Genomic DNA, 22,133 nt, shown 5'->3' on the forward strand with positions numbered 1-22,133 from the left:
CTAGGCCGCCTTTCGCATGGCCCGGCGGGCGTAGACGGCGACCGCGGCGATGATGATGACGCCCCGGATCACCTGCTTGAAGAAGGCGTCGACCTCGAGCTGGTTGAAGATGGCGTCGATGCTGGCCAGCAGCAGGACCCCGCCGACGGTGCCGATGACGCCACCGCGCCCACCGGCGAGGGCGGTACCGCCGATCACCACCGCGGCGATCGACTCCAGGTCGTAGAGGCCCTCGGTGCCGACGCGCGGAGCGCCCGAGCCGAGCCGACTGGCGAGGTAGATGCCGGCGAGCCCCGCGCACATCGAGCACAGCATGTGGGCGGTGATGAGGACCCGGTCGTTGCGGACGCCCGAGAGCCTTGCCACCTCCGGATCCCCGCCGACGGCGACCAGGTGGTGGCCGAAGCGGGTCCGCGAGAGCGCGAACCAGGCCGCCGCGGTGACCGCTATCAGCAGCAGGAACGACACCGGCACCGGACCGACGCGCTGATAACCGAGCGCCTGCACCAGTGAGGGTGCTGTGGTGCCGGCCGGGCCGTCGTAGCCGTTGTCGAGGTAACCCTTGAGCAGCAGCCCGACGCCGAGGGTCGCGATGAACGCGTTGACCCGGAACCTGGTGACGAGGAGCCCGTTGAGCAGCCCGACGCCGGCGCTGACGACCAGCACCAGGCCGATCGCCGGCAGCACCGCGCCGTCGCTGCCGTTCATCGTCTCGGCCGCGACGAGAGTGCTGAGGCTGATCACGAACGCCACCGAGAGGTCCAGCGAGCCCCCCAGGATGACCAGGGTCTGACCCACCGCGACCAGCCCGAGGCCGGCGGCGACATGCAGCAGACTCACCGTCGTGGACTGGTTGAAGAGCTGACCCCCGTCGAGCAGGACGACCAGCCAGCCGATCGTCAGGGTCAGGGTCAGGGCCACGAACACGCCCGGTACGGAACGCCGGGCGGGCAAAAGCGACAGAGCGCTCACTGGGCCACCTCGGTTCGCGACTGCGGGGCTCGCAGACCCGGCTCACTCCTCGCGCTCACTGGGGCCACCTCGGTTCGCGACTGCGGGGCTCGCAGACCCGGCTCACTCCTCGCGCTCACTGGGCCGTCTCCCGAACGGTGCCGACCGCCAACGCGACGACCTCCTCCTCGGTCGCGCCGGCGGGCAGCTCGCCCGCGACGTGGCCGTCCCGCATGACGACGATCCGGTCACTCATCCCCAGCAACTCCGGCAGATCGGACGAGATCATCAGCACGGCCGCGCCATCACGGGCGAGGCGGCGGACGAGGTCGTGAATGGCTGACTTCGCGCCCACGTCGATGCCCCGGGTCGGCTCGTCGAAGAGCAGGATCCGCGGGTTGAGCGCGAGCCATCGGGCCAGCACGACCTTCTGCTGGTTGCCGCCGGACAGAAAGCGGATCTCCTGGTCGTCGCCGGCGCCGCGGATCTCCACGGCGGCCAGCAGCTCGCGTACGCGGGCGGTCCTCGCGGCCCGGCCGGACCGGGCGGCGAAGACGGCCCGGCTGGCGAGCAGCGCGTTGTCCAGCACCGACTGCCGGGGGACGATCCCCTCACCCTTGCGGTCCTCGGTGACGTAGGCGATGCCGGCCCGCATGGCGGTGCGGGGTGAGCGCAGTCGGATCGGCCGGTCGTCGAGCGTCACGTCGCCGGTCGTGAACGGCGACACCCCGAAGATCGCGCGGGCCAGCGCCGAGCGCCCGGAGCCCTGAAGGCCACCGATGCCGAGCACCTCGCCGGCGCGCAACTGGAGGTTGACGTCTCGCAGCTTCCGGTTTCCGGCGTCGCGAAGGTTGAGCCGCACCGGGCCCCGGTCCTCCGGGACGGCCCGGTCAGGGTAGTAACTGGACAGTTCCCGGCCGACCATGTGCCGCACCAACGCGTCGGCGGTGGTGTCAGCGGTGTCCACTGTGGTGACGCGTCGGCCGTCCTTGAGCACTGTGATCCGACTGGACAGGTCGAAGACCTCGGCGAGCCGGTGCGAGACGTACAGCAGCCCGATGCCCCGCTCCTGGAGTCGACGCACCAGCCCGTAGAGCAACTCGACCTCGTGGTCGGCCAGCGCGGCGGTCGGCTCGTCCATGATGAGCAGCCGCGCGTCCAGGGCGAGCGCCTTGGCGATCTCGACGACCTGCTGCTGCGCGACACCCAACTGCCCCACCCGGGCGTCGGCCGGCAACGTGGTCTCGCCGATCGAGGCGAGCAGCCGAGTGGTGCGGTCGAGCATCCCCCGACGATCGACGAGCCCGCGTCGAACCGGCTCGTGTCCCAGGTAGACGTTCTCCGCGACGGTGCGCTCCGGGAGCAGGTTGAACTCCTGGTGGATGATGCCGATGCCGGCCCGCTGCGCGTCGCGCGGACCACGGAAGGTACGCGTCGCACCGGCGAACTCGACAGTGCCCCCGTCCGGGGCGTACCCGCCCGAGACGATCTTCATGAGGGTCGACTTCCCGGCACCGTTCTCACCGACCACGGCGTGCACCTCGCCCGGCGCGACATCGAGGTCGACACCGTCGAGAACACGGACTCCGAGGAATGACTTGCCGATGCCCCGAAGGGTGAGAAGCGGCGTCGGCGGCGGATCTGACATCCCGAAAGCCCTCACAGACAGTAATGATCGACAAGGTTAAATGCCACACTACGGCGGCTTCGAGGCGCTGAACAACAAACTTTCGTGCCAACAGCGAGGGCTTACGTTCTTGCGGTGCAAACATTTCCTTGACACCGGCGAAACATCACACGTATGAAGATAGATGTTTGGATGCGGCTCCGCAATCCTCGATCAAGCCCGACCGCCAGGCCGGGCTGCGATCGGCGGGCGGTGCCGCAACGAGGGGCCGAGCGCGACCGCCGTCCACCGGGCAGGACGTCGGACGTTACTTCGTGCATTGACAGTCTTCGATCTCTAGCTCATCCTGACCTCGTGGACCACGGGACAAGAACCACAGCCACCATCACGCTGTGTGACGTCCCGCAGGTCTGACTGCCGTTGCGGCGAACGGCATGAGGACAGACCAGCGCGCCCGTGTCCCTCGCGTGTCCAGGTCAACCTGACGCGTCGTAGGACCCGTGTCCGCAATCCCAACGCCCGCCCAACTAGGAGACGGCATGCGTCGTAACACATTGCTCATCTCAGTGATCGCCGGTCTGTTACTGGCGCTCGGACTCGCTCCACCCGCGTCGGCCGCCCCGGCCTTCCGCGCCCTGGTGTTCAGCAAGACCACCGGCTACCGGCACGACTCGATCCCCGCCGCGATCTCCATGGTCCAGCAGCAGGCCGCCGCGAACAACTTCGAGGTGGTGGCGACCGAGGACTCGAGCGTCTTCACCGCCGCCAACCTGGCGACCTTCGACGTGATCGTGATGCTCCAGACCTCCGGCATGGTCTGGACCTCGGCCGCCCAACGCCAGGCGGTGGAGGGCTACCTCGCCAGCGGCAAGGGCATCGTGGCCGTCCACAACGCCACCGACATGGGCATCGAGTCCGAGTACCCGTGGTGGGACAACACCATCAACGGCGGCGCCCACATGCCCGAGCACTCCCCCGGCGTGCTGCAGGGCACCGCCATCGTCGCGGACAAGAAGCACCCGTCGACGGCCAGCCTGCCGGATCGGTGGACCCGCAGCGAGGAGTGGTACAACTTCGACGCCAACCCGCGCGGCAAGGTGCACGTCCTGGTGACCGCCGACGAGCGCACCTACAACCCGGGATCCCGGGCGATGGGCCCGGACCACCCGATCTCCTGGTGTCGGGACACCGGCGGCGGGCGGGTGTGGGCCACCGCGATGGGCCACGCGATCGCCTCCTACAGCGAGACGAACTTCCAGAACCACGTCCTCGGTGGCATCAAGTGGGCCGCCGGGAACGCTGCCGGCGACTGCGGCGGCACCGTCTGGGGCAACTTCGAGAAGCGCACCCTGGACGACAACACCGTCGACCCGATGGCGATGGCCGTGGCCCCTGACGGGCGCGTGTTCTACGCCCAGCGCGGCGGGCAGCTGAAGATCTTCAAGCCCTCCACGAACAGCACGGTGACCGCCGGCACGCTGAGCGTCTACACCGGCGGTGAGGACGGCCTCACCGGCATGGCGCTGGACCCCAACTTCGCCACCAACGGGTACGTGTACCTCTACCACTCGCCGGCGAGCAGCTCGACCGACGTCAACCGGGTCTCCCGCTTCACGATGAGCGGCGACACGCTGAACACGTCCAGCGGGGTGACGATCATCGACATCCCGGCGTACCGGGACCGGACGTTCCCGGAGCCCGGCCACACCGGCGGTTACATCGAGTTCGGCCCGGACGGAAACCTCTACATCGGCACCGGCGACGACACGCCGCCGAACCTCGACCCCAACTGGCAGGGCTACGCCCCGCTGGACTGGCGCTCGGGCAAGTCCAACCTGGACGCCGCCCGGACCGCCGGCAACACCAACGACCTGCGCGGCAAGCTGCTGCGTATCCGTCCCGGGGCCAGTGGCAGTTACACCATCCCAAGCGGCAACCTCTACCCCCAGGGCACGGCGCAGACCAAGCCCGAAATCTACGCCATGGGCTTCCGCAACCCGTTCCGCTTCTCGATCGACCCCGCCAACGGCTGGGTCTACCTGGCGGACTACGGACCGGACCGCAACCCGCCGACCACCAACCGTGGTCCCGAGGGCCTGGTCGAGCTCAACGTGATCAAGACGCCCGGCAACTACGGCTGGCCGTTCTGCCACGGCAACAACCAGCCCTACGCGCCGTTCAACCCGGACACCGGCGTCGTCGGCTCGAAGTTCAACTGCTCGGCGCCTGTCAACAACTCGCCGAACAACACCGGCCTGACCAGTCTGAAGCCGGTCGTCATGCCGAACATCTGGTACGGCTACCCCACCTCGACGACCTTCCCGGAGCTGGGCTCCGGCGGCTCCGCCCCGATGGGCGGCCCGGTCTACCGGTACGACGCGTCGAACCCGTCCCAGACGAAGTTCCCGCCCTACTACGACGGCGTGCACTTCTTCTACGAGTGGTCGCGCAACTACATCAAGGAGGTGCACTTCGACTCCTCCACGGCGGTGACCCGCACCAACCCGTTCCTGCCCAGCGGTGGGTTCAACAAGCCGATGGACATGGAGTTCGGCAAGGACGGCTCGCTCTACCTGCTGGAGTGGGGCACCAACTTCGGTGGCGGCAACAGCGACTCCGGGCTCTACCGGATCGACTACATCCAGGGCGGCCGGTCACCGATCGTCAAGGCCACCGGCACACCCACCAGCGGCTCCTCGCCGCTGACCGTCCAGTTCAGCAGCGCGGGCACGTCCGACCCGGACGGCAACACGCTGAGCTACCTGTGGACGTTCGGCGACGGCACCACCTCGACGGCGGCCAACCCGTCGAAGACGTACACCTCCAACGGCAACTACACGGCCCAGTTGAAGGTCACCGACAGCACCGGTAAGACCGGCTTCGCCAACGTCCCGATCACCGTCGGCAACAGCGCCCCGGTGGTCACCATCACCACACCGGGCAACGGAGGCATGCTGACCTTCGGCGACAAGGTGTCGTACCAGATCACCGTGACCGATCCGGACGGCGGCACCGTCGACTGCTCGAAGGTCATCCTCAATCCGGCGCTGGGTCACGACGACCACGCTCACGAGACCACGGAGTACCCGGGCTGCTCGGGCACCATCTCCACCGACCTGCTCGGTGGGCATCCGGATGGCGCCAACCTGTTCTACGTGCTGAACGCGCGGTACACCGACAACGGCGGCTCGGGAGGCGGGTCCCCGCTCACCGGCACCGCGCAGGCGATCCTGCAACCGAAGCACAAGCAGTCCGAGTACTTCAGCAGCCAGTCCGGCATCCGGGTCGTCGACCAGGCCGCCGCGGAGAGCACCAAGCGCATCGGTGACATCTCCACCAACGACTGGATCGCGTTCAACCCGATGAACCTGTCGGGCATCTCGACGGTCAGCTACCGGGTGTCGTCGCCTTCCGGCGGCGGATCGATCGAGCTGCGCGCCGGCTCGCCGACCGGCACCCTGCTGGCCACCACCACGGTGCCCAATACGGGCGGCTGGGACAACTACCAGTCCACGACTCCGGTGAGCGTCGCCGCGCTCAGCGGGACACAGACGCTCTACATGGTGTTCAAGAACAGCAGCAACTCGTTCGATCTGGACTCGCACACCTTCGGCGGCAACGGCGTCGGCACGCCCGGCACCGGCGGTGGCCTGGCGGGCAAGACCTACACGGTCACGGCGCAGCACAGCAACAAGCTGATGGACGTCAGCGGTGTCTCCACCGCCGACGGCGCCCAGATCACCCAGTGGGCGAACACCGGTGCCAACAACCAGAGGTGGCAGGCCGTCGACGCCGGTAGCGGCGCGCTCTACCTGAAGGCGGTGCACAGCGGTAAGTGCGTCGAGGTGGTCGGCAGTTCGACCGCGGCGGGTGCCTTCCTCCAGCAGGCCACCTGCAACAACGGCAACCAGCAGAAGTTCACCGCCACCGCGACGGGAACCTCCGGCGTGTACACGGTGAAGAGTGTGCTGAGCGGCCTCTGCGTGGACGTCAACGGTGCTGCCACCACCGACGGCGCCCGACTGTTGCAGTGGACCTGCCACAGCGCGGCCAACCAGCAGTGGCGGTTCACCGCGGTGTGACCCCGCGGCTGTCGCGGTAACAACTGACGTCCCGGTCGGGACCGGTGTCCGAGTAACGGAGCCGGTCCCGGCCGGGACGTCGTCGTTGGTCAGGCAGGCCGACCGGGCGGCGCGGCGAGCAGCCCGGCCGCGGCCAGGTCATCCCACAGTTCCTCGGGTACGACGATCCCGGACCGTCGCACCGTCTCGACCGCCTGCGCCTCGTTGCGGACGCCGACCACCGTCGACACCACGGCCGGGTGCCGGCGGACGAAGGCGAGGGCCGCCTGCGGCAGCGTCACCCCGTACGCCTCGCAGACAGTGGCGATCCGCCGCGCCCGCTCGATCAGCGCCTCCGGGGCCTGCTGGTAGTTGTAGACGGCGTCGGCCGGCGGCCGGTCCCGCGACAGCAGCCCGGAGTTGTAGACGCCCGCGATGACCACGCCCACCCCCCGGTTCTCGGCGGCCGGCAGCAGGTCGGCCGCCGCGCCCTGTTCGAGCAGGGTGTACCGCCCGGCGCACATCATCACGTCGACGTCGGTCTCCCGGACGAACCGCGCCAGCATCGCCGACTGGTTCATGCCGGCGCCGATGGCACCCACGACGCCCTCGTCCCGCAGGTCGATCAGGGCGGGTACGGCCTCGTGCGCGGCCTGCTCCCAGTGGTCGTCCGGGTCGTGCAGGTAGACGATGTCGATCCGGTCCAGCCCGGTCCGATCGAGGCTGGCCTCGATGGAGCGGAGCACGCCGTCGCGGCTGAAGTCCCACACCCGCCGGTGGGTGGCAGGCACATCGAACCCGTCGGAGTCCCGCAGGTGCGCGTCCTGGGGCGACGGCACCAGGAGTCGCCCGACCTTCGTCGACACCACGTACTCGTCGCGCGGCCGGTGGCGCAGCGCGGCGCCGAGGCGGCGCTCGGACAGCCCGAGACCGTAGTGCGGCGCGGTGTCGAAGTACCTGACGCCCGCCTCCCACGCGGCGTCGACCGCCGAGGCGAACTCCTCGTCTGTCGTCGTCCGGTACAGGTTGCCCCCCTGCGCCGCGCCGAAGCCCAGCTCGGTGAGCCGTAGCTGCGGGCGGCGCGGCAGCGCGCGCGCCATCATGACGGCCCCAGCCCGTAGACGCGGCGTGCCGTCCCGCCCCAGACCGACGCCCGGCCGGTCCCGTCCTGGCCCTCCAGCAGCTCCGCCAGGGTGTCGACCCACCGCTGGTACGAACTGGCGAGCAGACAGACCGGCCAGTCGGAGCCGAACATCAGTCGATCCGGCCCGAACGCGTCGAGGGCGTCCTCGACGGCCTGCCGGAGGTCGTCCGGCGTCCAGTGCGGGAGCGGCACCTCGGTCACCAGCCCGGAGAGCTTCGCCGTCGTGTTGGGCGAGGCCGCCAACGACCGCAGGTCCCGGCTCCACTCGGCCATCTCCGGACTGCCGAGCGCGGGCTTGCCCAGGTGGTCGAGGACGAAGCTCACCTCGGGCAGGTCGCGCGTGAGACGCGCGGCCATGGGGAGCTGGTGTTGGCGTACCAGCAGGTCGAAGACGAGGCCGGCGGCACCGACCGCCGCGATCCCCCGACGGACGTCGGGACGGTCCAGGTACGCCGGGTCGCTCTCGGACTGCACGAGGTGGCGGATGCCGACGAGGCGTTCCCCACCTCGGGCTGCCCGCAGACCGTCGAGGCGCTCCGCAACATCGTCGGCGGTCAGGTCCACCCAGCCGACGACCCCACTGACGAGTGTGTCGTCGGCCGCAACTTCCAGCAGGTCGACCGTCTCCGTGTCGGAGGCGATGGACTGCACCACCACTGTCGCGGTGACCCCGGCCGCCCGGGCCAGCGGCGCGAGATCGGCGGGTTCGAAATCGGCGTCGATGGCCGCCATGGTCACCGGGTCGATCCACGGCTGCGGGTGCCGGGCGCGGACCCAGAGGTGGTGGTGCGCGTCGACGATCCCGGCTCGCCCGGGCTCCTGTGCGCCCGTCATCGGCCCAACCAGCCGCCGTCGACGGGCAGCACGACGCCGTTGACGTAGTCCGACGCGCTCGACGCCAGGAACACGGTGGCGCCGCCGAGGTCGTCGGCCCGGCCCCACCGCCCGGCCGGGATCCGGCCGAGGATCGCCTGGTTGCGGTCGGGGTCGTCGCGCAGCGCCTGGGTGTTGTCGGTAGCGATGTAGCCGGGCGCGATGGCGTTGACGTTCACTCCGTGGGCCGCCCACTCGTTCGCCAGCGCCTTGGTGAGGCCGGCCACGCCCGACTTCGACGCGGCGTAACCGGGGACGGTGATGCCGCCCTGGAAACTCAACAGCGACGCTGTGAAAATGATCTTCCCTCGGCCGCGCTCGACCATCGTCCGGCCGATCTCCCGGCTGAGGATGAACTGGCTGCTGAGGTTGACCTCGATCACGTGGTCCCACATCTCGTCCGGGTGCTCCGCCGCCGGGGTCCGGGCGATCGTGCCGCCGTTGTTCACCAGGATGTCGACCGGCCCAAGAGCGGTGATGTCGCGGGCCAACCGGTGCACGGCCGCCCGGTCGCCGAGGTCCGCCCGCAGCGCGGTGAACCGGCGGCCGGTGGCGCGCACCCGGCGTTCGACCTCGCTGCCCTCCGCCTCGAGCTGGGCGGAGACCCCCACGATGTCGGCGCCGGCCAGTGCCAGGGCCTCGGCCATGGCTAGGCCGATACCGCGCCGCGCCCCGGTCACGACGGCGGTCTGGCCGGACAGGTCGAACGACGTCGTCACTGGTTACCCTCCCGCACATCGAGCAGCACCTTCATGACGCCGCCACCCTCCAGCGCCTCGAAGGCCGCGCTGACCGCCTCGACCGGCTCGACCCGGGAGATCAGCTGCTCTGCCGGGATGGCACCCGAGGCGACCAACCGGATCGCCTCCACCATGTCGTCGCGCTGATACAGCCGGGCGCCCAGGAGTTCCAGCTCACGCCAGAAGAACCGGTGCAGGTTGACCTCGCGGGGCTGAGGATGGATCGCCACCATGACCAGCCGCCCACGAGTGGTGAGGACGTTGACCGCCGTGGTGACGCCGGCCGGTGAACCGGACACCTCGAAGGCGATGTCAGCGCCCGCGCCATCGGTACGGTCGTTGACCAGCGCCACGACGTCGGTCGCTCGCGGGTCGACGGCCTCGATCCCGATGCCCTCCGCCACCTCGCGTCGGAACGGGTCCGGCTCGACGAGGAGCACCCGCGCGCCACGGCCCCGGGCGACGGTGGCGATGAGGACGCCGACCGGCCCGCCACCGACCACTACCACCTGGTCGTCGGCGGTCACGTTGCCCCGGCGGACGTCGTGCACGGCGACCGCCACCGGCTCGACGAGCGCCGCGTGGTCGAGGGGCAGCTCCTCCGGAAGCGGCAGAACCAGCTCCACCGGCACCGTCCAGGAGGACTGCATGGCACCCGGTGAGTCGATGCCCAGGAAGTTCATCGCGTGGCAGACGTGGGAGTTGCCCCGCTGGCAGGCGGCGCAGCGCCCGCAGGGCCGGGTCGGCATCACGGTGACGGCCTGACCGATGTTCCAGCCGGTCACGCCCTCGCCGACGGCCGCGATCCGCCCGGACATCTCGTGCCCGATGATCGCTGAGTCACCAACCCGGGCGTCCATGTCCCCGTGGTAGATGTGCAGATCCGTACCGCAGATGCCGGTGTACGCCACCTCGATCCGTACCTGGCCGGGGCCCGGTGGCTCCGGGTCGCGGTTCTCGATTCCGAGGTGTCGCGCTCCCCGGTAGACGACTGCCTTCATCGTTCCTCCGTCTCGACGGTCGGTACGTCGATCGTGCCGACCGGGCATGGTCGTGGGTGCACCGCCGTCGCGATGCACCCACGCCTCACCTGTTCTGGTTGTCAGCTCAGTGCCGTACGGTCGGCGACACCTCGTTGCGGGAGTTCAGCGACACGACGGGCACCTGGCGGGTGGGGATCACCCCGTCGACTCCGGCCAGCAGCCGTCGTCCGGCCCGCTCCGGCCGGACGTTGGGGCTGTCGGCCGTCTGCGCCTGCGGGCGGCGGTTGACCGCCCGGATCCGCTCCTCGTCCACCCGGACCCCAAGCCCTGGCGCGTCGCCGAGGATGAAGGCGCCGTCCTCGACGTGCAGGTCGATGGAGACACCAACGGGTGAGTGCAGGTCCTGCAATTCGCTGGTCAGGTGGTTCGGCACCGAGGTCGCGGCGTGCAGCAGCCCGACCGGGCTGTTGCCGATCGGGCTGACCGGCAGGTCGTGAGCGTGGGCCAGGGCGGCCGCCCGCAGGAAGTGGGTGACCCCCCAGACGGCCGCCATCTGGACGATGTCGACCGCGCCGGCGGCGATCAGCGGACGGTACTGTTCGAGCCCGGTGAGGTTCTCACCGGTGGCGACCGACGCGGACACGCCTCGGCTGACCGCCGCGAGACCCTCGGCGTCCCAGCGCCGGACCGGCTCCTCGATCCAGATGAGATCCAGGGTGCGTTCCAGCTCGCAGACATGCCGGACCGCCTGCTTGCGGGTCCACGCCTCGTTGACGTCGAGCATCAGGCCCGGCCGTCGACCGTGCCCGGCCTCGGTCAGGACCTCCTTGACCAGGCCCAGACGGTGCCGATCGCGCTCGATGTCGAGGCCGCCCTTGAGCTTGGCCGCTCGCAGGCCGTGGCTCGCGTACACCTCGTACTCCGCGACGAGTTCGTCGTCGGTGAGCCCGATGTCCAGCCCGGACGCGTAGGCGGTGACCCGCCGGTCCCGTCCGCCCAGCAGCCGCCACAGCGGCTCGCCGGCAGCCTGCGCCTTGATGTCCCAGAGCGCGGTGTCCAGAGCGCCGATGGTGCCGAACACCGGCCCCGCGTGGCCAGCCTTGAAGGTGTGCCGCAACATGCGGTCGTACAGGGACGTCACGGCCCGGGGGTCTTCACCCTCGATGGCTGGGAAGATCCGCTCGATCTCGACGTGCGGCCCGAGGCCGACTCCCGAGATGCCCTCGTCGGTGTCGACGATGACGATCGAGACCGGGACCACCCCGTCGGCGAACACACCGTTGGCGTCGCCGACTGGTCGGCCCCATTCCTGGACCGTGGAGAGCGTCCGATATCCCGTGATCCGCATGTCAACCCTTCGTGGAACCGGCGGCCACGCCGTCGGCAATTTGGCGCTGGAGGAACAGGTAGACCAACAGGACGGGTATCGCGGCGATCAGCACCCCGGAGGCGAAGGTGGGGATGTTGTCGGAGTACTGCCCGCGCAGCGAGGTCACCCCGATCATGAGCGTCCGGTGATCGGCCGAGGGCATCATCACCAACGCCATGAGGACGTCGTTCCAGCAGAACAGGGCGTTGAGGATCCCGACCGACAGCAGCGCCGGGGTGCCCAGCGGCAGCATGATCCGGCGGTACACGCCGTACACGGTGCTGCCGTCGATCCGCGCGGCGTCGACGATCTCCGGCGGAATGCCCTTGTAGTAACTCGTCATGAGAAAGACCGTGAAGGGCAGGAACTGGGCCACGTAGACCAGGATCAGGCCCGGGTACGTGTCGATGAGCGCGGTGTCGGCCATGATCCGGGCGAGCGGCACCATGATCACCTGGAATGGGATGAAGAGCCCCGCGAGGCAACCCAGGAACAACGCCGACGAGCCGCGGAACCGCAGTTGGCTCAGGGCGAAGCCGGCCATCGACCCGAACAGCAGCAGCAGGAGCACCGACACCGTCACCACGAACAGCGAGTTGATGAAGTAGCGGCCCATGCCGACGCTGTTCCACGCCGTGCTGATGTTCTCGAAGCGCAGGGCGTCGGTCAGGCCGAACCGGTCGAGGATGTAGTCACGCCGGGTCTTCATCGCGACGTTGGCGGTGAACAGCAGGGGGTAGATCGTCGCCAGGGCGAGCAGCGACATGGGGATGGCGACCAACCACCGTCCCAGGCGGAGGCGAGACATCAGTCCTCCTTTCCGGATCGTTCGAGCAGCTTGATCTGCAACAGCCCCACGACGAGCATGATCATGAAGAGGATCGTCGAGGCCGCCGACGCGAGAGCCGGCCGGTTCATCTGGCCCTGCTGCTTCCAGATGTAGAACTCCGGCAGGTACGTCGACCCTTCCGGCCCGCCACTGGTCATGATGTAGAGGAGGCCGAACATCGAGGTCAGCATCCCGATCATCGTGGTCACGAAGACGAACTGGATGGTGCGCGAGAGGGCCGGGATGATCACGTGCCAGACGACCTGGCGCAGCGTCGCCCCGTCCACCCGGGCGGCGTCCAGGAGCGCGGCGTCCAGCGTGGCGAAGCCGGCGAGGAACACCACCAGGGCCATCCCGAAGGTGGCCCAGATATGCACGCCCACCACCATGAACATCGCGATGTCCGGGTCACCGAGCCAGTCCACCGGACCGACACCGAACGACCCGAGCACGGCGTTGAGCGGGCCGTCGAAGGCGAGCAACAGGTTGAAGATCGCACCGACGATGACCGGCGACAGCACCGCCGGGAAGAAGTAGACGCTGCGGTAGAAGCGGTGGCCCGGCACCCGAAGGTAGATGAACGTCGCGAGCAGACCGGGGATCGCCACCGCCACCGGCAGCAGAAGCACCAGCAGTCCGACGTTCTTCAGCGCGGTCTGGAACAACGGGTCGGCGAAGAGCTCACGGTAGTTGCCGAAACCGACAGCCGTCCCGTTCTGCTCACCGTCGCCGGTGAAGGAGAAGTTGACGCCCAGCAGCAGCGGGTAGAGCCGCAGCAACACGATGATCAGGACGGCCGGGAGGACCAGGATGTAGGGGGCGTAGCGCTCGGCCCTCAGGCCACCACGGGTGCGACGGGGTCGTGCGCCACTCCGATGCGCGGCGGGGGTGACCGCCGCCCCGCCGGCCCGTCCGGCCGAAGCCGGACGGACCGACGGTTGCGTGTTTCCCATCGGCACGAGGTCAGCCCGCCTGGTCGGAAGCGGCCAACTGCTTCACCACCTCGTCGACGCTGATCGACCCGCTGAGCAGCTGCTGGGAGAGGCGCCCCATCAGGTCCAGCGTCTTCGAGGAGAGCGCCACGTGCAGAGCGGGCTTGCCACTCTTCAGCTCACCGACGATCGTGCCGACGGCCGGCCCGGCCTGCGACACGTCGATGGTGGTGTCGGCGGCGATCGCGCCGGCGTCGGCGTAGAAGGCCTTCAACGCGTCGGCCGAGCTCAGGGAGCGCACCAGGTCGGCGGCCACCTTCGGGTCCTTCGTCCACTTGGCGACCGCGTAGCCGATGCCACCGTCGTACGGGAGGCTCGGGGTGGTGCCGGCGGTGACGACGGGAGCCTTCATGACGCCGAGCTTCTCCGCGGTCAGGAACTCGTTGAAGTCCTGCCAGTGCCCCACGTCCGACATCAGACCCATGACGTGGGCGGCCTTACCGGACTGGAAGAGCGCGAAGGAGTCGTTGAACATGGCGGTCGAGTTGGCCCCGTCGCTGTTCATCTTCCTGTCGCCGGCCTCCTTCCAGGTCTGGAAGATCCGCTTGACGTTGGGCGAGTTCCAATCGCGCTTGCCGGCGATCCAGGCGTCGTACTCCGCGGCGGTGAGGGTGGTCGAGCCCAGGCTGGAGAGCCAGAACTGGATGCCGACGCCTTCCTTGTTGCCGAGGGCGAAGCACTTGGAGCCGGCCTTGGCGATGGCGGCGCAGTCGGCGACGAACTTGTCCCACGTGGTGGCCGGGCTCGCCGGGTCGAGGTTCGCCTTCTGATAGATCGCCTTGTTGTAGTAGATCGGGTAGCCCTGCAGCGTCACCGGGACGGCGTAGGTCTTGCCGTCCTTGCCGAACGCCTCCCAGCCGGCCAACCGCTGCCTGTCCTCGGCCACGTAGTCGTCGAGGGGCACCAGCGCGTCCACCCGGTCGCGGATCTGGCCGCCACCGTTGAACAGCATCACGTCCGGGCCCTTACCGGACTGGATCGCCGCACCGAGCAGGGTGTAGTACTGGTCGAAGGGCTGCGCGACGAACTCGACCTCGACGTCGGCGTGCTTCTTCTTGAAGTCGGCCTTGGCCTTCTCCAGATAGGATTTGGCGAATGGCTCGCCGGACTTCCAGTCCCACACGACCAACTTGCCGTCCGAGCTGGTTGACTTGCCCGAATCGCTAGCACTTCCACAACCGGCCAGGGCCAGGCCCACAACGAGGACGGCCGACCATATTGCGCGCTGTCTCATCGATTGTCACCTCTATATGGGGGGTGGCCGGCGGGTGTCCCGCGAGCCAAATGTTGACCGGAAGGTAACTCGTATGACGTGTGACGTCAACAGTCGGCCGTACACTGACCCAGACGTCGTGCCACGGCGAGCCATTCGGAGGGGGACATGACGCCACCGCAGGAGACAGCCCTGAACAGCCCGGCGACCCCGGCGTGGGTGCGTCGGCCGACCAACCTCGCCAGGGCGGTCACCGCCGAACTGGTGGAGCGCATCGTCCGCGGCGTACACCCGTCCGGGTCGTCCCTGCCTCCCGAGCCGATCCTCTGCGAGACCTTCGGCGTGAGCCGGACCGTCGTCCGGGAAGCAGTGAAGATCCTGCAGGAGAAGGGGCTGGTGCAGGTCCGTCAGGGCGCCGGCACCATGGTCACCCCACCGTCACACTGGGACATGCTCGACGAGCTCGTCCTCGCGGCCACCATCGCCGTGGACGACAGCCTCGCCATACTCGACGACCTGGTCGTCACCCGGCGGGTGCTGGAGTCCGACATGGCGAACGTCGCCGCCCGCCTCGCCGACAGCGGGACGGTCGATCGACTGCGGGCCATGGTGGACCGGATGGACGAACTCGTCGACGACCACGTCACCTACCACGACCACGACCGGGCCTTCCACGACACGATCATGCAGGCATCCGGGAACCGGATCGCCCGTGGCGTCGTACGCGCGCTGGAGAGCCAGGTCATCAACACCGCCCGGTACATGGGCCGGACCGAACGGGCGTTGTGCGTGGCGTCCAACCAAGGTCACCGGCGCATCTACGAACGCATCGCGGCCCACGACCCCAACGGCGCCGCCGAGGCGATGTTCACCCACATCACCGAGGCCTGGCTGGTCCGTCGCAGTGGCTCGGGGAGCCCGGTCCGCCTCGAACGCTGACCGTCACGAGCAACGGACGGCGCCCGCCCCCGAGGTACGGGAGCAGGCGCCGCCAGCTGTGGCCAACAAGAGTCACGAGAACTGGGCGAAGAACCTCCAGATCTCACCCTTGGTCCAGGTGGTGATGCCGCTCTCGGCGTAGGTGCCGTCCACCGGGCCGGGCATGTGGCCGTTGTCGTACGCGGCCCACTGCACCGGGTATCCGGCCCGGCAACCCGAGTAGGTGGTCGTGACGTGCGTGCGGCTGCCGGCCGCCGGCTCGCGCGGGCTCTGCGCGGTGCAGCCGTTGTTCCGGACGAACGTGTCGCGCAACGCCCGGCCACCCGAGATGCCCAGGACGTTGTCCGAGATGCCGTGCAGCCCGAAGTAAGCGATGGGCTGCGTACCGCCACTGCAGCCGCTGATCTGCCCACCGGAGATGACGGCGACGGCGCGGAAGACGTTGGCCCGCGCGCAGGCGACGGCGTAGCTCATGCCGCCGCCCCAGCTGAAGCCGAGCGCGAACCGCTGCCTCGGGTTGACGCAGAGGCTGCTCTCGATCCGGCTGATCATGTCGTCGACGAAGACGATGTCCTCACCGCCGGAGTTGCCCCAGCCGTTGCCGAACCCCTGGGGCGCGACCAGGATCGCGCTGTTGTTCGACTGCTCCTGCTGCCCGTAGTACGACCACGGGGTCCCGCTGGTGCCGCCGGAGGAGATCTCCTGCATGGTGCCGCCGCGCCAGTGGAAGGCGAAGATAAGCCGGTAGGGGTTGCTGTTGTTGTAGTTCGCCGGCACCCGGAGGATGAAGGTCCGGCTCTTGCCGTTGCTCTGGATCGTGTGCGTGCCGCTGGCCAGCGTCGGCGCCTTGCCGCACCCGCTACCACCCGACGGCGGCGGGTTACTGCCGCCCACCTGGACGAGCTGCCACTGCTGGTTGGTGCCGCCCCAGTCGGCGTACTGCACGATGTTCCCACCGTCAGCCGTGGACGCGCCCTGCACCTCGACGGCCTTGTTGCTGTTGCGGTTGATCAACCGAACATAGCCACCGTCCGAGTCGGCCAACCGGAACTGCTGGTTCGTCCCGTTCAGATCAGCCCACTGCACGATCGCGCCACCGTCGGCGGTGGAGAAACCACTGACGTCGAGCACCTTGCCCGAGTGCCGCGACTTGATCCGGTAGTAGCCACCCCCGGAATCCACGAACTGCCACTGCTGGTTGACCCCGTTGTTACGCGTCCACTGGCTGATCCGCGCCCCGTCGTTGGTGGCCGAGGCGTACAGGTCCAACGCCTTACCGCTGTTGCGATTCACCAACACGTAGGAGGCGTTGGTGTCCACCGTCGCCGCTGACGCGGGCGCCGCGTTGACGGCGACGAGTGTGCTGGCTGCCATGACCGCGGCCGCCGCCGCGGCCAACCCTGACCGCCAGCGAGATCTTTGTCGAGAGGCGGGACGAGCCTCACCGAGGGCTTCCATGGTCCACTCCTTCGATCGGGGTCACCCACGAGCGGGAGCGCCCGCGCGTGCCCTGGCGTGCGTGCCGGCGTCGTGGTGGTGGCGTCAGCACGTCTGGGGTGTTGTGCGGGCAACCCGCTGCCAACGGCGTACGTCGATGGCGATGGCGATGGCGATGCCACGATCCGGGCTTCGTGGCAGGCCGCGCCGAACCCCCGCAGTGCGACGTCGTGGCTCCCGAAGGCCGGGTGGCCCGCGGGGTGAAAATTAGCGGGTAAGACGTCATACGTCAAACGATTGGCGTCGATCCGAGCAGATGTCCGGCAGCGGCAACCCGACGGTCGCGGCGGCCCGCCCCGGAGGGAGCGGGCCGCCGCTCGTCACACCTCGCCTGGGCAGGCGCCGGCCGGATCCCGTACGGCCGGCAACTCCCGCTCCCCCGAGTCGATGACGGCGGTCGTCAGCCGATTCGGACCAGTTGCCACTGCTGGTTGTTGCCGCCCCAGTCGGCGTACTGGACGACGTTCCCACCGTCGGCCGTGGACGCGCCCTGCACCTCGACGGCCTTGTTGCTGTTGCGGTTGATCAGGCGTACGTAGCCGTCGGCCGAGTTCGCGAGTCGGAACTGCTGGTTCGTGCCGTTGAGGTCGGCCCACTGCACGATCGCGCCGCCGTCGGCGGTGGAGAAGCCGCTGACGTCGAGCACCTTGCTGGAGTTGCGCGCCTTCAGCCGGTAGTAGCCACCGCCCGAGTCGACGAACTGCCACTGCTGGTTGACGCCGTTGTTGCGCGTCCACTGACTGATCCGCGCCCCGTCGCTGGTCGCCGAGGCGTAGACGTCCATCGCCTTGCCGCTGTTCCGGTTCAGCAACACGTACCAGGCGCTGGTGTCCACCCCGGAGCCCGGCGGAGGCGTGGTGGGCGGCGGGGTCGAGCCGCCGTTGAGGGCGTCCAGGACGGCGGTGTACGCGGCCTTCTTGTTGCCGTTGCAGTCGAACAGCAGGGCGTTGTCCGAGCCACGCCACGAGTCGCAGTCCCGTACGCCCCAGGTGGTGATGCCGGTGCAGCGCGAGACGGCCAGGCAGGCGCGGGTGACGGCGCCGAAGATGTTGGCCTGGTTGCCACCGGTCATCACGTCCAGCTCGGTGATCTGGACATCCACACCGAGATCGGCGAACCGCTGGAGGTTGGCCTGGTAGTCACCGGCCAGCGAGGTGCCCAGGTGCGACTGGAACCCCACGCAGTCGATCGGCACGCCACGGGACTTGAAGTCCCGCACCATGTTGTAGATCCCCGTCGACTTCGCGTTGATCCCGTCGGTGTTGTAGTCGTTGTAACACAACTTCGCACCCGGATCCGCCGCCCGCGCCGCCCGGAACGCCGCCTCGATCCAGTCATTACCGGTGCGCTGCAGATTCGAATCCCGACGCCCACCACTACCACCGTCGGCGAACGCCTCGTTCACCACATCCCACGAGTGGATCTTCCCCCGGTAGTACGAGGCGACCTGGGTGACGTGGTTGATCATCGCGCTGCGCAACGCGCTGCCCGACATGCTCTGCGCCCAGCCCGGCTCCTGCTGGTGCCACAACAACGCATGGCCTCGCACACTCATGCCATTGGCCTGCGCGTGACTGACCAGACGATCACCACCGGTGTACCGGAACTGGCCCTGCTGCGGCTCGGTGGCGTCCCACTTCATCTCGTTCTCGGCCACGACACTGTTGAACTCACGGTTCAAGATCGTCGTGTAGGCGCTGGTGGAGAGCTTGCCGGTCGCGACGGCGGCGCCGAAGTAACGGCCCTTCTCGGCGGCGGCCGCCTTCAAGGTCGTGCCGGCACCGGATGCGGGAGTCAGCGCCACCGTCATACCGGTGGTGAGGGCGACGGCGATGGTCGCCGCCGCCAGCATCGTTCTCATGGGTTTCATGGCGTTCCTTTTCAGTGGTTGCATCGGTGGTGGTGATGTGCCACTTCACTCGGGGCGACCGATCGGAACGGTCTTCCTGGCCACCCGGCATCAGCACGCGCGGTTGGTCCGAGAGGGCTGTCGCCGGCAACTGCCGGTCCCGAGGTGACGGCCGCATGCCCTTGCGGACGTCGTGATCCGAGGTACGACCCGTGCGGCTCGCCCGGTGAGCCACGGGAACGATCGCCCTCTATATCGAGAGTGAGCGATAACATGCCGTTCGTCAAGACGTAACGGGCCGTTCACGCCGATCTCCCGGAACGCCGCGTTTCGCCAGGTACCAAACGCCCAGAGCAACAGTGCTCAACCGCCGCGCGACCAGCGGAAGAGTCGTACCACCGCACCGCTCGGGCCACGCCGGAGGGCGACCCTGTTATCGCTCACAGTCGTGGCCGCGGCTTTTGGCCGTTCACGAGCAGCCGGTGGCCGAGCCACTCGGAGACGGCTGCGCCGGATCCACGTCGGCGCGTACCCCGGCGAGCAGGTCGGCTGTGGTGTGGGCCGCGATATCGGGCTGCGCGGCGTCGGCGAAGCGCTCAACGACCGCTCGGACGTGTCGCTCGGCGGGTGTGGCGAGGCCGTCGTAGACGGCCGCGAACAACTCCCGCGCCGGACGCCTGAGCCAGTCCCGTGGAAGCAACTCCACTGGCAACTGCGGATCGAGGACGGGAAAACGCCGGAAAGTGTCCATCACCTCGGTACGGGCCCGCACCGCGGCGGCGCCGTCGATCTGCCCGGACAGCACCTCGGACGACAGCGGCGTCCACCGCCGGAGGAACGCGTCGTAGCTCCGACCGATCGCCTCGACGTCCCAGGCCTCGATCGGCGCGCGGTGAATGGCCGAGGCGAGCGCGCTCTGCCGTCCGCGAAACACCGTCACGGCGCCGAGGGTGAGTCGGTCGAGTTCAGCCCGAGCCGCTGACGTCAGCTCCAGCGGCGAGATCCACAGACCGTCGTACAGCGGCGCGTAACCGAGCCACCGAAGTTGCGCCCGCAGGGCCCGGCGCTGCGCACTGCGATCCTGCGGCAGCGAGAAGGCGACGATCGTCCACCGCCCGTCCCAGAGCGCCGTCGAGGTGGTGGAGGCGAGAATCCACTGCCCGCCGGCGGAAAGGTTGGCGGCGGCGGCGCGGCTGAGCCGGTAGGAGCTGCGCCTCCCCAGTCGACTGCCCTCCACCACACCCCGGCGGGCCAGCCGACTGATCGCGGTCCGCGCTCCGGCTGGCGTCACGCCGGTCTCGCCGAGCAGCGCGACGATGGCCGCGGACGGAAGGGCGACCCGGGTCCGCAGCGTGTAGTCAGCCAACAGGGTCACCGCGACACCCTGCGGCGAGTTGCCGACCTGCCGGCGGGGCAGCCGCAGTGGCTGGTCTCCGTCGTCCGGATAGATCTCGTCGATGTCGAAAGGGCTTGCCACAGGCGCTCCGCGCTCCTCGGGGACGGCATGACGACTGTAGACGGACCGCCGCCACTCCCCTATAAATCGAGAACCCTCGATTGACACTTACCGGCCCGGAGGGAACACTAACTGCCACGCGACGCCATCCGAAGCCGGGCTGGGCGAGCCACAGGTAGCGGGCATCGTGCGATCACCGCGGCAGTCGGGCACACCGCGAGCGGATCGCACTGTCAATCCAGCCTGCACAGGCAATCGAAGGAGTCGTCAGTTGAGAATCAGAAGGAAGTTGCTACTCGTCCTGGCCACGGCACTGGTGGCGGTCGGCCTGGTGGCCCCCACTGTCGGGCCCGCGTACGCGGCGTCACTCACCGAGGTGACCAGCTTCGGTGACAACCCGGGCCGGATGCGCATGCACGTCTACGTGCCGGACAACCGGCCGACCCGACCGGCTGTCGTGGTGGCCATGCACGGTTGCGGCGGGTCCGGCCCCGGCTTCTACTCCGGGAGCGAGTTCGCCAGCCTCGCCGACCGCTACGGGTACATCGTGATCTACCCGTCCGCCACCCAGCAGGCCGGGTTCGGCAACTGCTTCGACGTCTGGTCGGACGCCGCCAAGCGACGTGGCGGCGGCAGCGACCCGGTGTCGATCGTCTCGATGGTCCGGTACGTGCAGCAGCAGTACGCGGCCGACCCGGAGCGGGTCTACGCCACCGGCAGCTCGTCCGGCGGCATGATGACCAACCACATGCTCGCCCTCTATCCCGACCTGTTCAAGGCCGGCGCCGCGTTCATGGGCGTGCCGTTCAACTGCTTCGCCAACGCGGCGGACTTCCCGCCCACCAGCAGCCAGTGCACCGGCGGAAACATGAACCGGACGCCGCAGCAGTGGGGTGACGCGGTCCGCCAGGCGTACCCCGGCTACTCCGGGCCCCGCCCGCGCTTGCAGCTGTGGCACGGCACCAACGACACGCTCGTGCCGTACTCGCTGTTGCAGGAGGCGATCGAGCAGTGGACCAACGTGTTCGGGCTGAGCCAGACACCCACCTCCACCGACACGCCCCAGGCCAACTGGAACCGCCGCCGGTACGCCGACAGCGGCGGCACCGTCCAGGTCGAGGCGTACAGCATCCAGGGGGCCGGGCACAGCCTGCCCTCCGGTGGCATGGCCGCGTCGGCCATCGCGTTCTTCGGACTGACCGATCCCACGACGCCGCCGCCGACCACGCCGCCCCCGACCACGCCGCCCCCGACCACGCCACCGCCGACCACCCCGCCGCCGAGTTCCGGCGCCTGCCGGGTGACAGTCGACGTCAACGCCTGGAACACCGGGCTGACCGAGAACATCACCGTCACGAACACCGGCACCAGCGCCGTCAACGGCTGGTCAGTGGTCTTCACACTGCCGGCCGGGCAGACCATCACCTCGGGCTGGAACGCCACCTACTCGCCCAGCTCCGGGCAGGTGACGGCCCGCAACGTCGCCTACAACGGCGGCATCCCCGCCAACGGCTCGGTGAGCTTCGGCTTCCAGGCCACCCACACCGGTAACAACGCCCGACCGCCGTCGTTCACCCTCAACGGCGCGTCCTGCACTGTCGCCTGAGACC

At 68.9% G+C, this 22,133-nt stretch carries 16 protein-coding genes; 3 read left to right on the forward strand and 13 right to left on the reverse strand.

Annotation, left to right across the window (positions count from 1 at the left end; all coding sequences use genetic code 11):
* A complete protein-coding gene (locus OG992_RS11555) occupies positions 1-972 on the reverse strand; it encodes an ABC transporter permease (protein WP_238686447.1) in 972 nt (323 codons plus the stop codon).
* A gap of 115 nt (positions 973-1,087) precedes the next feature.
* Complete coding sequence (locus OG992_RS11560; protein WP_266303213.1) at positions 1,088-2,599, reverse strand: sugar ABC transporter ATP-binding protein; 1,512 nt, start codon at positions 2,597-2,599, stop codon at positions 1,088-1,090.
* Between the two features lie 518 nt (positions 2,600-3,117).
* On the opposite strand from OG992_RS11560, the gene OG992_RS11565 reads away from it, so the two are divergent.
* Positions 3,118-6,660 carry a ThuA domain-containing protein gene (locus OG992_RS11565; RefSeq protein WP_266303214.1) on the forward strand — a complete coding sequence of 1,181 codons (3,543 nt, stop codon included), beginning with the start codon at positions 3,118-3,120 and terminating at the stop codon, positions 6,658-6,660.
* An 89-nt stretch (positions 6,661-6,749) separates the two neighbouring features.
* On the opposite strand, the gene OG992_RS11570 is transcribed toward OG992_RS11565, so the two are convergent.
* The 8 genes from OG992_RS11570 to OG992_RS11605 form a co-directional block, all read right to left on the reverse strand.
* A complete protein-coding gene (locus tag OG992_RS11570; protein ID WP_266303215.1) occupies positions 6,750-7,742 on the reverse strand; it encodes an aldo/keto reductase in 993 nt (330 codons plus the stop codon).
* The gene (locus OG992_RS11575; protein ID WP_266303216.1) at positions 7,739-8,617 is read right to left on the reverse strand and encodes an amidohydrolase; all 879 of its coding nucleotides are present in this window, start codon (positions 8,615-8,617) and stop codon (positions 7,739-7,741) included. Before OG992_RS11575 ends, OG992_RS11570 begins: the two co-directional genes overlap by 4 nt.
* On the reverse strand, positions 8,614-9,375 hold the full coding sequence (gene kduD / locus OG992_RS11580; protein WP_266303217.1) for a 2-dehydro-3-deoxy-D-gluconate 5-dehydrogenase KduD: 762 nt from the start codon (positions 9,373-9,375) through the stop codon (positions 8,614-8,616). The genes OG992_RS11575 and kduD overlap by 4 nt, the downstream gene beginning before the upstream one ends.
* A complete protein-coding gene (locus OG992_RS11585) occupies positions 9,372-10,397 on the reverse strand; it encodes a zinc-binding dehydrogenase (RefSeq protein ID WP_266303218.1) in 1,026 nt (341 codons plus the stop codon). The genes kduD and OG992_RS11585 overlap by 4 nt, the downstream gene beginning before the upstream one ends.
* 106 nt (positions 10,398-10,503) lie before the next feature.
* Complete coding sequence (locus OG992_RS11590; protein ID WP_238686463.1) at positions 10,504-11,727, reverse strand: mandelate racemase/muconate lactonizing enzyme family protein; 1,224 nt, start codon at positions 11,725-11,727, stop codon at positions 10,504-10,506.
* Position 11,728: 1 nt separating this feature from the next.
* Positions 11,729-12,556, reverse strand: coding sequence for a carbohydrate ABC transporter permease (locus tag OG992_RS11595; protein WP_112601630.1), 828 nt, complete (start codon positions 12,554-12,556; stop codon positions 11,729-11,731).
* The gene (locus OG992_RS11600) at positions 12,556-13,530 is read right to left on the reverse strand and encodes a carbohydrate ABC transporter permease (protein WP_238686464.1); all 975 of its coding nucleotides are present in this window, start codon (positions 13,528-13,530) and stop codon (positions 12,556-12,558) included. Before OG992_RS11600 ends, OG992_RS11595 begins: the two co-directional genes overlap by 1 nt.
* A 10-nt stretch (positions 13,531-13,540) precedes the next feature.
* Entirely contained in the window at positions 13,541-14,692 is a 1,152-nt protein-coding gene (locus OG992_RS11605; RefSeq protein WP_266303219.1) for an ABC transporter substrate-binding protein, read from the reverse strand.
* 258 nt (positions 14,693-14,950) lie between these two features.
* On the opposite strand from OG992_RS11605, the gene OG992_RS11610 reads away from it, so the two are divergent.
* Positions 14,951-15,721, forward strand: coding sequence for a FadR/GntR family transcriptional regulator (locus tag OG992_RS11610; protein WP_210781643.1), 771 nt, complete (start codon positions 14,951-14,953; stop codon positions 15,719-15,721).
* A 72-nt stretch (positions 15,722-15,793) separates the two neighbouring features.
* Here the strand turns inward: OG992_RS11610 and OG992_RS11615 are convergent, their stop codons facing one another.
* From OG992_RS11615 to OG992_RS11625, 3 genes are all read right to left on the reverse strand, one after another.
* Positions 15,794-17,179: an RICIN domain-containing protein gene (locus tag OG992_RS11615; protein WP_266303220.1), complete on the reverse strand. Its 1,386-nt coding sequence runs from the start codon at positions 17,177-17,179 to the stop codon at positions 15,794-15,796.
* Between the two features lie 439 nt (positions 17,180-17,618).
* Positions 17,619-19,079: an endo-1,4-beta-xylanase gene (locus tag OG992_RS11620; protein WP_238686612.1), complete on the reverse strand. Its 1,461-nt coding sequence runs from the start codon at positions 19,077-19,079 to the stop codon at positions 17,619-17,621.
* A gap of 457 nt (positions 19,080-19,536) precedes the next feature.
* Positions 19,537-20,544, reverse strand: coding sequence for a PaaX family transcriptional regulator C-terminal domain-containing protein (locus OG992_RS11625; protein ID WP_266303221.1), 1,008 nt, complete (start codon positions 20,542-20,544; stop codon positions 19,537-19,539).
* A 250-nt stretch (positions 20,545-20,794) separates the two neighbouring features.
* Between OG992_RS11625 and OG992_RS11630 the strand changes: the two genes are divergently transcribed.
* Positions 20,795-22,129 (forward strand): PHB depolymerase family esterase, encoded by a 1,335-nt coding sequence (locus tag OG992_RS11630; RefSeq protein WP_266303222.1) that lies wholly within the window; start codon positions 20,795-20,797, stop codon positions 22,127-22,129.
* Positions 22,130-22,133 lie beyond the last annotated feature (4 nt).

The organism is Micromonospora sp. NBC_00362 (assembly GCF_026342155.1).
Taxonomy (GTDB): domain Bacteria; phylum Actinomycetota; class Actinomycetes; order Mycobacteriales; family Micromonosporaceae; genus Micromonospora; species Micromonospora hortensis.

Excerpts from the sequence above, each read along its gene's own strand:
- OG992_RS11560 (WP_266303213.1), bottom strand. The coding sequence starts at position 2,599 with ATGTCAGATCCGCCGCCGACGCCGCTTCTCACCCTTCGGGGCATCGGC.
- OG992_RS11595 (WP_112601630.1), bottom strand. The coding sequence starts at position 12,556 with ATGTCTCGCCTCCGCCTGGGACGGTGGTTGGTCGCCATCCCCATGTCG.
- OG992_RS11565 (WP_266303214.1), top strand. The coding sequence starts at position 3,118 with ATGCGTCGTAACACATTGCTCATCTCAGTGATCGCCGGTCTGTTACTG.
- OG992_RS11615 (WP_266303220.1), bottom strand. The coding sequence starts at position 17,179 with ATGGAAGCCCTCGGTGAGGCTCGTCCCGCCTCTCGACAAAGATCTCGC.
- OG992_RS11570 (WP_266303215.1), bottom strand. The coding sequence starts at position 7,742 with ATGATGGCGCGCGCGCTGCCGCGCCGCCCGCAGCTACGGCTCACCGAG.
- OG992_RS11585 (WP_266303218.1), bottom strand. The coding sequence starts at position 10,397 with ATGAAGGCAGTCGTCTACCGGGGAGCGCGACACCTCGGAATCGAGAAC.
- OG992_RS11600 (WP_238686464.1), bottom strand. The coding sequence starts at position 13,530 with ATGGGAAACACGCAACCGTCGGTCCGTCCGGCTTCGGCCGGACGGGCC.
- OG992_RS11610 (WP_210781643.1), top strand. The coding sequence starts at position 14,951 with ATGACGCCACCGCAGGAGACAGCCCTGAACAGCCCGGCGACCCCGGCG.
- OG992_RS11590 (WP_238686463.1), bottom strand. The coding sequence starts at position 11,727 with ATGCGGATCACGGGATATCGGACGCTCTCCACGGTCCAGGAATGGGGC.
- OG992_RS11620 (WP_238686612.1), bottom strand. The coding sequence starts at position 19,079 with ATGAGAACGATGCTGGCGGCGGCGACCATCGCCGTCGCCCTCACCACC.
- OG992_RS11575 (WP_266303216.1), bottom strand. The coding sequence starts at position 8,617 with ATGACGGGCGCACAGGAGCCCGGGCGAGCCGGGATCGTCGACGCGCAC.